Below are 14,654 nucleotides of genomic sequence, written 5' to 3'. Positions count from 1 at the left end.
TAAAAGTTTCTTATCTATTATCGCGTAAGTTGTCGCAAAAGTAGGGAAAAAATTATAATTTTGTGCTTAAGTATGGTAAAATGCTATAAATTAGCGGCTGGAAATTTGTAGCGAACCGAATAAATGATGAATAATTGGAATATGAAACGCATATTTTGTTTACTGACCATCTTCTTTTGTACTTTGTTTGCTTTTAATGCTTCGGCTCAGGAAGAGCGGGATAGTCCGAGACGTGGAGAAGGAATCTCTGTTTTCCTGGAACGTAACAAGCGCCCGGGGAGAGCCTATTATAAGGAGTTTTTGGAGCTGAACAAGAAACTTCTTAAAGGGAAGGAGGAATTGCGGCTGGGAGTGAAGTATGTACTGCCCCCATTATCAAAGCCGGTCGGCAATGGGAAGAAGACAATCAATGAACCTTTGTTCGGGAAAGCGCTTGCCAGTGTAAAAGTGACATCCAACCGTTTGCAGGGCGCTTGTTTTTATGTAGTGAGCGGGCATGGAGGCCCCGACCCCGGAGCTATCGGCAGAATCGGCAAAATAGAACTGCATGAAGATGAGTATGCGTATGATGTGGCTTTGCGCCTTGCCCGTAACTTGATGCAAGAGGGGGCGGAAGTCCGTATCATTATCCAGGATGCTAAAGACGGAATCCGTGATGACAAGTACCTTTCCAACAGCAAACGTGAGACGTGCATGGGAGCTCCCATACCCTTGAACCAAGTGGCACGTCTCCGGCAACGTTGCGCCAAAATCAATGAGTTTTACAAGAAGGACCGCAAGAACTATAAATATTGCCGTGCCATTTTTCTTCATGTGGACAGTCGCAGTAAGAGCCATCAGACCGATGTGTTCTTTTACCACTCTAAAAGCAAGCCCGACAGCAAGCGTCTGGCTAAGACCATGAAGAAAACTTTCGAATCGAAATATGACAAGCACCAGCCCAACCGTGGGTTTACCGGAACTGTCAGCGCACGCAATCTTTATGTGTTAGCCAATACTTCTCCCGCTTCCGTATTCGTGGAATTGGGAAATATCCAGAACACTTTTGACCAGCGCCGTTTTGTAATCAGTTCGAACCGCCAGGCTTTGGCCAAGTGGATGATGGAGGGTTTCATCACGGATTATAAAAAGGCGAAATAAGGACAATCAACTCTGGCTCTCCTTTTTCTTTTCGTGTACCACCACGACTGTAACGGCCGTTATTATCAGCGCCATGCCGACGGCGCTGGCCGGTGTGAAGCTTTCATTGAATATCAGGCAACCGATAACTACGGCTGTCAGAGGTTCCAAGGCCCCGAAAATGGAAGTCAGTGTAGGCCCTATGTATTTAATGGCCTTTACCAGGGTGATGTTGGATATAGCTGTTGCCGGCAGTGCCAGTCCGAGAATATTCAGCCATGTATGGGTGTCATTGGCCAGCCGGATGCCTCCGGTCAGACATCCTCCTATAATAAAGAACAAGGCTCCCAACCCCATTACGTAGCATGTCAATGCAGTGGAGGGAATCTGCACGGCACGGCTCTTCCTTACTCCTACGATATATCCTCCATAAAAGAATACGGACAGACCGGCAGCAATCAGCCCGATGGTCGTGTTTCCTCCTTCAAAGTCTATTTTGCCGGATGACAAAAGTCCAGCTCCGCTTAGTGACACCAACACGGCAAACAGAATGGCGAATGACCTCTTTTCTCCGAAAAAGCCCATCATGGCCAGTGCCACGGCCAGCGGATACATGAAATGAATGGTGGATGCCACTCCGCTGGCTATGTTCTGATAGGCGATGACCAGACTGAAGGAGGTAGCTGCCCGGAGCAGGCTGAGGATGAACACCGTTCCCCAGTCTTTCCTGCTGATGCGGAATGTCTCGCCCAGCATAATGCCGAAAACGACCAAGGCAAGTGAAGCTATTCCCCATCGGTAGGCCAATACTTCGAAAGAGGAGAAGCCCGCAAGGAGTAATGAAATGGTGAAAAAAGGAGCCAGCCCGAAGGTGGCAGAGGAGAGAGCCGCATATATAAACCCTTTTATGGAAACATTTTGCATCTTTTATCTTGATTTTAATGGAGATTTTAAAATTATCTGTTTGCGTCAATTGCTTGATTCGCATTGCGTCGTGCAAAATTAATGAATAAAAACAAGCATACAGACAAGGGAGTGTCCCTTTTTTACAATACAGTATAGATATGGGTATCTAATATAGTATCGACCGGCTTGCCTAATATTTATTCGTTCCATCATGAGGTAAAAATCATTCCACCGCGGAGTAAAAATCGTTCCACCATGGTGGAACGATTTTTACTCCATGGAGGAACGAATACTTGTTCGCTGCCCGGTTCCTAAACTCTTCCGGGGAGAAATCCTGATGGCTCCGGCAGAACAGTTTGCCTACTCTACCGGAATATAAATCTCTGTCAACAGTTCCTCCGGCGCCGTATCTGCGGGGTTGTTCAAGTAACGTTCCGCACTGGACTCATCCCGTAAGCTACATTCCATTTCGGGGATATACTTCCCGTAGATGGTATCGTATACGGCCTGCAGATGTTCGTATGGACCTTTGTATAGGAATATGGCATAGCGGCCTGCCGCGAGCTGTTTAAATCCTATGTCTCCTTTGGCCGTTGCAGATGAGGGTAGGACTATACATACATCGGTACGCAGCTTTTCAGCGGGCGTCACTTTGGGGTCATCGTGATAGATACAGTAGGGCATCACTTCTCCCATAGGCAGTTTTTCTTCCTGGATGAACTGGCAAAGGCGCATCCATGCGCTGCAATAGTCGTTCAGTTTATAGTCGCCAAAGAGGCGGATGTAAATCACATTTCTGGCAGGAACTTCTTTGATTTCGTGTTTCAGTTCCAGTTCCGGACGAATAATGGCTGGTTTCATAATTACAAAGTTTTTATTGTTACGGTATTCTAATGGTGAAATGCCGTAGAACTGCTTGAATACTTTCGACAGTGACGAAGGCGAAGAGTAGCCTATACGGTAGGCTATGTCCGCTATCGGCATGTCCGAGTAACGAAGCAACCGGGCAGCGGCTTCGGTACGCGTCCGGACAATGAACGTACCGACGGGTTCACCCAGGAAAGCTTTCATGATGCGGTGGAAGTAGAAGGGAGAGAAATGGGAAATCCTGGCCAAAGATTTCAGGTCAATTTCTTCTCCGAGGTGCAGATTTATATAATCCACTACTGCGTTCACACACTTTTGGTATTCCTCCTGGGTTGTCTTTTTCTGCTGCATGGCTCTATTGGGCTTTTTCATGTTGCAAAAATAGGAGGAAAAGAAATAGGTTACTTGTCCGATGTTGCTATAAATGCAAAATCTTTAAAATAAGATAAGCTGTATTCCGGCACAACTTTTTCGTGCAAGCATGAAAGTTCTGCACTCAATTTGCAATATCTTTGCATTTCAGATGAAAAGAACAAATGCTTGCAGATGACCGAGGAGATTAAAAGACAACTTTGGGAGTGGGCGGCGGCCTATCATTGCGCCGGCTTCATTCAGAACGACCCCGTACAGTTTCCACATCGCTATGAACGGAAGCAGGATATTGAAATCAGTGGGTTGCTGACTGCCATCATGAGTTTCGGCAACCGTAAACAGATATTGAAAAAGGCTGATGAGTTGCATAGGGTGATGGGGGCATCGCCTCATCAATACGTGTTGTCCTGCCGATGGAAGAACGACTTTCCTGCTGCGGACAGAAGCAGTTTTTACCGGATGCTTTCTTATGCCGACTTTCATTCCTATTTCAGACGTTTGCATGCTGCTTATTCTGCTTTTGACAGTCTGGAGGATGCCTTATGTACGTATGCAGGTAATCCGATGGAAAGGTTATGCGCATTTTTGGAAGTCTCGGCAAAGAGCCCCCAGAAGAAACTGAACATGTTTCTGCGCTGGATGATAAGGAAAGGTCCGGAAGTGGATTTTGGTATTTGGGAGAGATTTGATTGCAGGGACCTGATTGTGCCTTTGGACACGCATGTCTGCCGTGTGGCCTATGCTTTGGGACTCACCGAGACAGAAACATTTTCTTTGAAGAATGCCCGCCGGATTACTGAAGCTCTGGCAGAGGCCTTTCCGGACGACCCGTGCCTGGGGGACTTTGCTTTGTTTGGAAGCGGAGTTAGCGGAGTATTGTAGCGTGTTACCAGTCTATTTCTTGTATCCCTCTGCTCCGTAAGAAATCGTTGGCTTTACTGAAGTGCCTGCAACCGAAGAATCCGTATTCGGCAGAACGTGGGGACGGATGGACGGTAGTCAGAATCAAGTGTCTGCTGCTATTGATTAAAGCGGCTTTTTCTTTGGCGTACGCTCCCCAAAGCATGAATACAAGATTCTCCCGTTCTTCACTCAGTTTCTTGATAACAGCGTCTGTGAAGATTTCCCATCCCATGTTCCGGTGCGAGCCGGTTTCGTGGGCACGTACTGTGAGGACGGAATTCATAGGAAACACGCCTTGCGCTACCCAACGGTCCAGATTTCCGGAAGTCGGAATGGGCTTTCCCAGGTCCTGATGTATTTCCTTGAATATGTTTGCCAGAGAACCGGGAATGGCTACTCCTTTCGGTACGGAAAAGCAGACTCCATAATACTGACCGGGATTAGGATAAGGGTCTTGTCCGAGTATGACGACTTTCACTTTCTCGAACGGGCAAGAGTTGAAGACGTGGAAAATTTGATGGCCGGGAGGTAGCACGTTGGCATGTCCATACTCACTTTTTACAAATGCTACCAGCTTCTCAAAATAAGGTTTGTCAAACTCCTCTTGCAGGCGTTTTCTCCAGCTTTCTTCTATTTTTACGTTCATAAGAGTCTTGCAGTTACATATGAATGGGAAATGATGTTGCAAACATACAAATAATCCGGATGAGACGGATGCTTTTATGAGTATAAAGAATGTTTTTATTATTGTATGAAACGATAGTTATTTTGAGTAAGTTTATTACTTTTGTGGTGCAATGCCGGACACTAAGCATAGAGTCGCCATTGCTGAGGTTGAACTGATTGGTAAAATAAAGGAATGGAAAATTTTCATCGTATGGATGCTTGTCCGGTACGGGATGTACTGAGCAGGTTGGGAGACAAATGGACAATGCTTGTGCTGGTCACACTGAAAGCGAATGGAACGATGCGCTTTTGCGATATACAGAAAACCATAGGGGATATTTCCCAGCGGATGTTGACGGTTACATTGCGCTCATTGGAGACGGACGGGCTGATTGTTAGGAAAGTCTATGCGGAAGTTCCTCCCCGTGTGGAGTATAACCTTACAGAAACCGGATGTAGCCTGATGCCGCATATTGAATCTTTGGTAGGATGGGCATTGGAGCATATGAATGATATTTTGAATCGGCGCAGTCTGCAGAACTGATGGGTCGATATGCAAAGAGGGTGTGTCGAAACTGGTATTCACCACAGATTACACAGATTTGCACAGATAAGCATCTTTGATTATCAGTAGATTAAGCTCATTCTGTGTTAATCCGTGTAATCTGTGGTGAATTTTGACACACCCCTTCAGAAGTTTCCAAGTGCTTGTTTTATTTCTTAGCATCGGCAAAATTGTGAACCTTGTTTTTCAGATTGTCAGCTTTCTCTGCGGCCTCATGGGCCTCATGGGCCATCTTGTCTGCTACTTTGGTGCCAACGTGCAATGCTTCTTCTTCAGCAGTGTTGATGAACTCCTTGGCTTCGCCATTTGCTTTGTGGATGGCACGGCATATGGCATCTTCCAGCTTTTTAGCTTTCTCCGTACGGGAGAAGTGGTAGGCCAATGCACCGGCAACCGAACCTATTCCCAGTCCGATCCAGAAATTAGAATCTTTACATTTCATAATCAAGTCAGTTTTTAATAGTTAAAGTTAGAATCAATTCTGATGAGACAACATACTTGCCAAAGATTGGTTCATCCGGCGGGAAAGGAATTAATAACAATTTACTTTTGTTGGTGGAGATATTTATTCTGCTTAAATTTGCGATGCACTTAAAATTTATACAAGTATGATTAGATTAAATGTTTTTATTCAGGTAAGTGCGGAGAACCGTGCCGCAGTATTGGAATCTGCCAAAGAACTGGTCGCATATTCCTTGAAGGACAATGGATGCATTGCTTATGATGTGTTTGAGAGCGCCACTCGCAGCGATGTTCTTATGATTTGTGAAACATGGAAAGATGCAGAGTCATTGTCTGCCCATGAAAAAGCAGACCATTTTGTGGCCCTGGTGCCCAAAATCCAGGGGCTGGCTGCCATGAAGTTGGAAAAATTCGAGTTCTGAATCAGTAATTTGAGGTAGTAAGGGGTTGTGTGATCATGCGTAAATAAGTATATTTGTGCATTCTTAATATACATATTTATGCTGATTACCCTTATTATCCTTGTTCTCTCCGCTGCCTTTTTTGTAGCAGGCAAAGTCCGTTCGGACATTGTGGCGCTTTGTGCGCTGATTGGTTTATTGATATTTCAGATTCTTACTCCTGAAGAGGCCCTTTCCGGCTTCTCCAACTCGGTGGTGATTATGATGGTGGGCTTGTTCGTTGTAGGCGGCGCCATTTTTCAGACCGGGCTGGCTAAAATGATAAGTTCGCGCATTTTAAAGCTGGCAGGCAAAAGCGAGCTGAAACTCTTCTTGCTGGTTATGCTGGTTACCTCTGCCATTGGTGCTTTTGTGAGCAATACGGGAACGGTGGCTTTGATGCTGCCTATCGTGGTGAGCTTGGCACTGAGTGCCGGAATGAATCCTAGCCGTCTATTGATGCCTTTGGCTTTTGCCAGCAGCATGGGCGGTATGATGACACTTATCGGTACGCCTCCTAACTTGGTCATTCAGAATACATTGACGGGAGCGGGCTTTGAACCGCTGTCTTTCTTCTCCTTCTTGCCGGTGGGCATTGTGTGCGTGATAGTGGGAACTTTGGTTTTAATGCCTCTGACCAAATGGTTTCTCTCCAAGAAAGGCAAAAAGAATGACGGAACATTGTCGGGTAAATCATTGGACCAACTGGTACAGGAGTACGGACTTTCCAGCAACCTGTTCCGTTTGAGGGCTGTCAATGACTCCCGTCTGATAGGAAAAACCATCATAGACCTGGATGTACGCCGCAAGTATGGTCTGAATATCATTGAAGTACGGCGTGTAGACTCTTCCCAACATAGATTCCTGAAAACTATTACCCAGAAATTGGCATCACCCGATACGACTATTTGGGTGGGCGACGTGCTTTATATTACGGGAGAGGTATCGAACGTAAATCGTTTTGCTGAAGACTTTTTAATGGAAATGCTCGACGGGCATACCACTGAAGAAGCCTCTAAAGCCGACAAGTCCCTTGACTTTTATGACATCGGAATTGCCGAAATCGTGTTGATGCCCTCTTCCAATATTGTGAACCGGACGGTGAAGGAAGCAGGGTTCCGTGATAAATTTAATGTAAATGTATTGGGCATCCGTCGTAAGAAGGAATATATATTACGTGAATTGGGACGTGAGCGTATGCATAGTGGCGATGTTTTGCTGGTGCAGGGTGCGTGGCAGGACATCGCACGGATAAGCAGGGAAGATTCCGATTGGGTGGTATTGGGGCAGCCTTTGGCAGAAGCCGCCAAAGTGACGCTGGATTATAAAGCGCCCATAGCTGCCGCTATCATGGTGCTGATGGTTGCCATGATGGTCTTCGACTTTATTCCCGTGGCCCCGGTGACAGCGGTGATGATTGCCGGCTTGCTGATGGTGCTGACGGGATGTTTCAGGAATGTGGAAGCCGCCTATAAAACGATAAACTGGGAAACAATTGTACTCTTTGCAGCCATGCTCCCCATGTCTCTTGCACTCGAAAAAACCGGTGCCTCGGAATATATATCCAACAGTCTTGTGAGCGGATTGGGCAGTTATGGTCCTATTGTGTTGATGGCAGGTATCTATTTCACCACTTCATTGATGACCATGTTCATCAGCAATACGGTGACGGCAGTGCTGATGGCCCCTATTGCTCTTCAAAGTGCGATTCAGATTGGAGTAAGTCCCGTTCCGTTCTTGTTTGCCGTGACGGTTGCGGCAAGCATGTGTTTCGCTTCTCCGTTCTCTACACCGCCCAATGCACTGGTGATGCCGGCAGGACAATATACATTCATGGATTATATAAAAGTGGGGCTCCCGTTGCAGATTATTATGGGAGTGGTGATGGTATTTGTGTTGCCGTTGCTGTTTCCTTTTTAGATATATTCTTATTAATTGGAAAAAACACACTTATTGGTTGAGTGTAAAGAGGAGATTGTACGTATTAAAAGGAAAAAAGATAGATACTATGAAAAAGATTCTTTTATTAATGGCAATTTTCTTTTCTGTATTATTGCAGGCACAGCTCAACACTCTGTCTATGAATCTTCCCCAAGGGCATCCGCGTTATCTGACTGATGCCGGTGGAAAAGAGACTACTTTGAAGTTGATAAGTAATGAACCGTGGGCGGAAGAAGTGTTCGGAAAGCTGAAAAGCAAGACGGATGTTTATGTCCGGTTGACAGAAGCACAGCCGGAATGGTTGCTTTCGCGACTTGCCATGTATTGGGAATCGCATGCCACGGATGTATATGTAAAAGGTGAAACCTTTGATTATGCCGGTGGAGAAAAAGCTCCAGTTCCAACCGTACGCTATACGGGGACACGAGGGACCTTTGCTACACACAGTCGTCCGAAGTTGGAAGATGTCGTTCCTTACGATGACGCCGGTGGCAATGTTACGTTTTGCAACAACTCTTTGCCGGGACGCCCCATGGAAAGTGTGCACCCTTCCAAAACCGGTCGTAACATAGAAAGCCTGAACCGTGAAATTATGGGCATTGCCCGTGATGCAGCTTTCCTTTACTGGCTGACGGATGATGAGAAATATGCAAAATTGGCAGCCGGAGTTTTTGATACCTACATGCAGGGCATCTATTATCGGAATGTCCCCGTTGACCTGAATCATGGGCACCAGCAAACTTTGGTGGGCATGACTTCTTTCGAGGTAATCCACGAAGATATTCTTAAAGATATAGTTCCTCTTTATGATTTTCTTTACGGCTATTTACATAGCAATTATGCCGATAAACTGGAAATCTATGCCGGAGCTTTCAAGAAATGGGCAGACAATATCATAGCAAACGGAGTGCCTCATAACAACTGGAACCTGATGCAGGCGCGTTATGTCATGGACATTGGCATGATTTTGGAAGATAATAGATGTTATGCCGACGGTAAGGGGCGTGAGTACTACATTGATTATGTGCTCAACCGTTCCAGTATCCGTCAATGGAGCCTGAAGAAACTGGCGGATTATGGCTATGACTCAAATACCGGTATTTGGGCGGAGTGTCCCGGTTACAGTGGTGTTGTACTTAATGACTATGCCAACTTCACCAATCTGTTCGACCGTAATTTGGGATATGATTTGACTCTGGATTTGCCGGTTATTCCGAAAGCAGTAGCCGCTACTCCCCAATATCTGTTCCCCAACCGGATGATGTGCGGATTTGGTGATACCCATCCCGGTTATTTGAATACTTCTCCAATAATCCGTATGATAGAGAATGCCCAGGTCAATGGCAAGAAAGAGCAGGAGGATTATTTCACGGCTTTGTTGAAGTGCTTGAAGCCGGATATGGGTGAGGCGAACGGGAAACGGAATGCCCGTGTCTCCATCAATTCTTTTTTTGACGATAAACCATTGGTGCTGAATCCTGATATTAAGGCTGGCAAGATAGAAGATTATGTATCACCGTTGTTCTATGCTCCGAATGTGTCATGGTTGGTGCAGCGCAACGGGATGCATCCACGCCACAGCCTTATGGTATCGCTGAATGGCAGTGAAGGCAATCACATGCACGCCAACGGAATCTCTATGGAGCTTTATGGCAAAGGCTATGTTTTGGGTCCCGATGCCGGTATCGGCTTGTATCTGTATAGCGGATTGGATTACTTGGAATATTATTCCCAGTTTCCCAGTCATAATACGGTTTGTGTAGACGGTATATCGAGCTATCCGGTAATGAAGAGCAACCATGCTTTCCGTGTGAACTCTTGCTTTCCGGCACCGGTATCAAAGAAAGGAGAATTTTATCCGATTACATATAGTGAAGTCTACTTCCGCGAACCGGAGAGTTGTGCCGACCAGACCCGTCTGACGAGCATCGTCACCACGGGACCGGAAACCGGTTACTATGTTGACATATTCCGTAGCCGTAAAGTGCAGGGTGGAGACAAAATGCATGATTATTTTTATCACAATCTTGGGCAGACGCTTTCACTGACCGGTACAGACGGTACCGATTTGGGGTTACAGCCTACCGAAGAACTCTCTTTTGCCGGCGCACATTTGTATGCCTATTCTTATATCTACAACAAGAAAGCAGTGCAGACGGCTAAGGATGTAAAGGCCTCTTTCACTATCGACATGAAAGACGGAGATGATATTTCCATGAACTTGTGGATGAAAGGGGAAAAAGACCGTAAAGTCTTTACCGCTTTGTCTCCCATGACTGAAGGTTATAGCCGTACTCCGGGGATGCCCTATAATATCAAGGAACAGCCTACCCTGACATTTGTTGCCAGACAGTCAGGAGAGGCATGGAGCCGTCCGTTTGTGGCAATCTATGAGCCGTCTTCGGTAAACGAACCGGGACAGATTGAGTCTGTCACTTTTCCGGAGGTGGAATGTAAGGACAAAGGGAGCCATGTCGCAGTTTGCGTTGAACAGAGGAATGGTCGTAAGGATTGTATTTTATCCTCAGACAACGCGTCGCACCTTTGCGGCATGGGGGATATGAAGGCAAAAGCTGTTTATGCTTTATGCGGAAACAAGGCGGGAAAAGAAACTACATTGTTTTTGGGAAACGGTACTTTGCTGCAAACTCCTCGGGTTACTATAAAATCTGAAAAACCTGCAAATGTTTTGTTGGAACATCAACTGGATGGGTGGTATTATGAAGCCTCTGCCGATTGTACGATTACAATAAAGGGACAGACATACAAAGCTAAGGCTACAAAAGGATTGGAATATTTGGGAAGATAGTTATATCATTCCCTCTATTTTTAAGCTTGAGGTAGCTATACAGTTGATGTTTTTCGTTATATTTGCACCATAGAGTAAAGACTACAGTGTAATGAAAAACATAATAAAATACATTTTTCTTTTTCACTTGTTAATGTTCTGTGCATGGGCCTATCCAAGTACATATACCTTGCGTGGCTTGTCGGTATCCGACGGACTGTCTGATTTGCTGGTCAATGCCATTTATAAAGACTCTTTGGGATTTGTCTGGATAGGTACGGGTAATTCTTTGGAGCGTTTTGACGGAAGCCATATCAAACACTATCCGATAACCGGTTCCAATGAGAAATTGAAACGTGTCAATGTTATTGCCGAAATGGAAGATAACCAATTGTGGATGGGGAATGGCATGGGATTGTGGCGTTTGAACAAAGAATTGGATGCTTTGGAACTTATTGTCCCCGATATGATAAATTGTGCAGTCCACTCTTTGCTTCATGATGGAAAAGGGACACTCTATATCGGTAGTGCGAAAGGGCTCTTTTTATACAAGAAAGGAAACTTGGAGCAAATATTACTGGATAAAAATGCCCTTTCTGCTTCGAATGTTGTAACCGGACTTTCATTGGATGAGCAGGGCATGCTATGGATGGCAACCGAGAAGGGACTGTATTCGTTACGATTGTCCGACAGAAAAGTGAAAGCCTATCATAATGTAAAAGACGGCAAGCATGTGTGTGCTTTTAACAATATCACCCGTATCGGTTCTACCATTTATCTGGGTACTATGGACCAAGGGATTATTTCCTTTGACACCCGTTCCGGAGAATTTGAGCATTTTGTGGAGGTGGGGTGCAACATCATCTCTTCCCTTTCCAGCGACGGCAAAAATATGTTGTATGTAGGAACGGATGGCAATGGAGTGCATTTCATAGCCACAGACCGGCGGAAGGTGGTCCGTACCATGCGGCATGAGACGGGTGACAATGAAAGCTTGCGTTCCAATTCCGTTTATTCGCTTTTGGTAGACCGGAACGGAATGATTTGGATAGGGTTCTACCAGTTGGGACTTGATTATACTTTATATCAGAGTGATTTGTTTACTACTTATGCTTTCCCTCCTTATTTCAATTCCAGAGACATGCCTATCCGTGCCCTTGCCATCAATGGGCATGAAAAGCTGGTAGGTTCGCGTGACGGCTTATTCTATATTGATGAGAAAAGGAATCGTTTCAAAAGTTTCCAGTCGCCCGAAATGCGCTCCGGCATGATATTCTGTATTTTATTTTATGAAGGAGAATATTATGTAGGAACTTACGGCGGAGGAATGTACATCTTCAATCCGGAAAGGTTGACCATACGTGACTTTGCGCCTGACGGTGAACAGCAACCTTTTGTAAAAGGACATATCTTCTGTATCAAGCAGGATGCGGAAGGAAATTTATGGATAGGAACTTCTCAAGGCGTTTATTGTTATAAAGACGGCAGGCAGGTGGCTCACTATACCAGTTCCAATTCCAGGCTTCCTGAAGGCAATGTCTACGAAATATATTTTGACTCTACCCATAAAGGATGGATTTGTACGGAAAATGGCGTATGTATCTGGGACCCTTCTTCTGAAAAGCTTCGTACGGATATATTTCCTGAGGGATTTATCCATAAGGAGAAAATCAGGGTCGTTTATGAGGACTCCGGGCATAATCTTTATTTTTTTCCGGACAAAGGCTCTCTGTTCATATCCGATTTGTCTATGAACAGCTTCTGGCGTTTGCATCCCGGTACTCCTTTGGAGGGGCGAGACGGGATGTTCATTATAGAAGATCGTAAAAAATGGCTGTGGATGGGGACGAGTGACGGTTTGTTCCATTATGACAAGAATGACAATTTTATCCCTTATAACTTTGTAGACGGTATTCCGAGTTCCATTTTTACCCTATGCCCGCCGGTTTGTGACGCGGAAGGGAATCTCTGGTTTGGAAATTCTAAAGGATTGGTCTCTTTGGATGTTGCTCACATGAATCAGAAGAAGCATGATTTTTATCCGGTCAAGGTAACCGATGTGCATATCAATGGTAAGCCGTCTACTTATCCGATGGTCACCGTTGGAAGTGGTATTTCGAGAATCGGGTTGGAGCTTTCGGAGAAAAATGTCACTTTCTGTTTTTCCGACTTTTCCTATACTTCTCCTGCTTTTATGTCCTATGAATACCAGTTGGAGGGTAGGGATGACGGTTGGATAGCAATTACAGGGCGTTCGGAAGTGACCTATTATGATTTGCCTTCCGGTTCTTATGTGTTTAAGGTGCGCCGTATGGGGGAACCGGATTCGGAAACTCTGCTGAAGGTGGAAATCGCTTCTGTTTTCAGTGGTTGGCTTGCTTGGGGGATTGTTGTAGCAGTACTGTTGGCCGGTGGAGGCTATTATTTCTTCGGGCGTGGAAAAAGACAAGCCCCTGAGCAGGTACAGGTCGTGAAAGAAGAACAATCTGTTGCGGTGGAGACAAAATCGGTATCCGAAGAAAAGTATAAGAGCGTAAAGGTCAGCTCGGAAGAGTGCAGGCGACTGACGGACAAGCTGGAAAAAATCATGCATAAAGACAAGCTTTATAAGCATTCTGATTTGAAGATAGCCGATTTGGCTGCTGCCATTGATACGTCTGCCCATACACTTTCTTATCTTTTCAATCAATACTTGGAACGCAATTATTATGATTATATCAACGATTACCGCATTGCCGAGTTTAAACGTTTAGTCAATACGGAAGAGTATTCCAAATATACGCTGAGTGCTCTTGCCGAACTTTGTGGCTTCAGTTCCCGCGCTTCTTTCTTCCGTTATTTCAAGAAAGCTACGGGAATTACTCCGAATGAATATATCCGAAGCATAGGAGGGAACAACGAATAGTCTCAAATTATTAATTGATACTGTGAGTCTCATATTCTTAAGTCGCTATATATTAGCGACTTTCTTTGTTTTTAGTCTAACCGTATTAGTTGAGATTTGTATGCCCTTCAGAAGTGTTGTTTTTATTGAAATAGAAGTTATTTTTGCATTGTTCAATCGAACGGAAAACATGAATCGTAATCTAATTTATTATGGAAAACTGCATGATGACATCCCCCCAATTGATAGCTGATTCTTATGAGCGTTATCATTTTTCGGTTTACCTGTATATATATAATAAGGTGAATAATAAGGAAGAGGCGGAAGATCTTTCCCAAGATGTATTTGTCCGTCTGATGGACTATAAACGAATGCTCCGTCCCGATACTGTCAAGTTTTTCATTTATACCATTTCGCGTAATTTGGTGAACGACTATTTGCGTCGCTATTATAAGAAACAAGAGATTACCTCTTATATGTATGATAGGACGGAGGTTAGTCATAATGAGGTGGAGTCTTGTGTGGTAGCCGATGATTTATTGGCTTGCGAGAAACGGCGGGTAGAATTTCTTCCGTCGCAGCGTCGTAAGATTTATGTCATGAACCGTTTTGAAGACAAGTCTGTCACAGATATTTCGGAAGAATTGAATCTTTCGCGCCGCACGGTGGAGAACCATCTTTTCATCAGCCGTAAAGAGGTACGCGAATACTTGAAGCAATGTATCTAATTAGGTATTGATA

Annotated in this window: 12 protein-coding genes; 8 read left to right on the top strand and 4 right to left on the bottom strand. The window is 44.9% G+C overall.

Features of this window, described 5'->3' with window-relative positions; genetic code table 11:
* Nucleotides 1–123 precede the first annotated feature (123 nt).
* On the top strand, nt 124–1,140 hold the full coding sequence (locus DW800_RS06620; protein WP_009038039.1) for an N-acetylmuramoyl-L-alanine amidase: 1,017 nt from the start codon (nt 124–126) through the stop codon (nt 1,138–1,140).
* A 6-nt stretch (nt 1,141–1,146) separates the two neighbouring features.
* Here the strand turns inward: DW800_RS06620 and DW800_RS06615 are convergent, their stop codons facing one another.
* The gene (locus DW800_RS06615; RefSeq protein WP_119957923.1) at nt 1,147–2,043 is read right to left on the bottom strand and encodes a DMT family transporter; all 897 of its coding nucleotides are present in this window, start codon (nt 2,041–2,043) and stop codon (nt 1,147–1,149) included.
* A gap of 342 nt (nt 2,044–2,385) precedes the next feature.
* Entirely contained in the window at nt 2,386–3,243 is an 858-nt protein-coding gene (locus DW800_RS06610; RefSeq protein WP_008665173.1) for a GyrI-like domain-containing protein, read from the bottom strand.
* A gap of 195 nt (nt 3,244–3,438) precedes the next feature.
* On the opposite strand from DW800_RS06610, the gene DW800_RS06600 reads away from it, so the two are divergent.
* The gene (locus DW800_RS06600; protein ID WP_057258633.1) at nt 3,439–4,146 is read left to right on the top strand and encodes a TIGR02757 family protein; all 708 of its coding nucleotides are present in this window, start codon (nt 3,439–3,441) and stop codon (nt 4,144–4,146) included.
* A gap of 4 nt (nt 4,147–4,150) precedes the next feature.
* Here DW800_RS06600 and ung read toward each other — a convergent pair whose 3' ends face one another.
* Nucleotides 4,151–4,813 carry a uracil-DNA glycosylase gene (gene ung / locus DW800_RS06595; RefSeq protein ID WP_117680564.1) on the bottom strand — a complete coding sequence of 221 codons (663 nt, stop codon included), beginning with the start codon at nt 4,811–4,813 and terminating at the stop codon, nt 4,151–4,153.
* Between the two features lie 213 nt (nt 4,814–5,026).
* Here ung and DW800_RS06590 point away from each other — a divergent pair, with 213 nt between their 5' ends.
* Nucleotides 5,027–5,377, top strand: a complete 351-nt coding sequence (locus DW800_RS06590) for a winged helix-turn-helix transcriptional regulator (RefSeq protein ID WP_009038044.1) — start codon at nt 5,027–5,029, stop codon at nt 5,375–5,377.
* Nucleotides 5,378–5,546: 169 nt separating this feature from the next.
* Here DW800_RS06590 and DW800_RS06585 read toward each other — a convergent pair whose 3' ends face one another.
* Nucleotides 5,547–5,840: a YtxH domain-containing protein gene (locus DW800_RS06585; RefSeq protein WP_005826938.1), complete on the bottom strand. Its 294-nt coding sequence runs from the start codon at nt 5,838–5,840 to the stop codon at nt 5,547–5,549.
* A 166-nt stretch (nt 5,841–6,006) separates the two neighbouring features.
* Between DW800_RS06585 and DW800_RS06580 the strand changes: the two genes are divergently transcribed.
* The 5 genes from DW800_RS06580 to DW800_RS06560 all read left to right on the top strand — a co-directional run bounded on the left by DW800_RS06580 (nt 6,007) and on the right by DW800_RS06560 (nt 14,641).
* On the top strand, nt 6,007–6,282 hold the full coding sequence (locus DW800_RS06580; RefSeq protein ID WP_005826936.1) for a putative quinol monooxygenase: 276 nt from the start codon (nt 6,007–6,009) through the stop codon (nt 6,280–6,282).
* 78 nt (nt 6,283–6,360) lie between these two features.
* Nucleotides 6,361–8,220: an SLC13 family permease gene (locus DW800_RS06575; RefSeq protein WP_005832990.1), complete on the top strand. Its 1,860-nt coding sequence runs from the start codon at nt 6,361–6,363 to the stop codon at nt 8,218–8,220.
* 88 nt (nt 8,221–8,308) lie between these two features.
* Complete coding sequence (locus DW800_RS06570) at nt 8,309–11,050, top strand: heparinase II/III family protein (RefSeq protein ID WP_005832988.1); 2,742 nt, start codon at nt 8,309–8,311, stop codon at nt 11,048–11,050.
* A 91-nt stretch (nt 11,051–11,141) separates the two neighbouring features.
* Nucleotides 11,142–13,934, top strand: a complete 2,793-nt coding sequence (locus DW800_RS06565) for a two-component regulator propeller domain-containing protein (RefSeq protein ID WP_057281648.1) — start codon at nt 11,142–11,144, stop codon at nt 13,932–13,934.
* A gap of 191 nt (nt 13,935–14,125) precedes the next feature.
* Complete coding sequence (locus tag DW800_RS06560) at nt 14,126–14,641, top strand: sigma-70 family RNA polymerase sigma factor (RefSeq protein WP_016272944.1); 516 nt, start codon at nt 14,126–14,128, stop codon at nt 14,639–14,641.
* Nucleotides 14,642–14,654 lie beyond the last annotated feature (13 nt).

Source organism: Bacteroides sp. AM32-11AC, assembly GCF_003603515.1.
GTDB classification, from domain to species: domain Bacteria; phylum Bacteroidota; class Bacteroidia; order Bacteroidales; family Bacteroidaceae; genus Bacteroides; species Bacteroides uniformis.
This window is presented reverse-complemented; position numbering and strand designations above follow the sequence as displayed.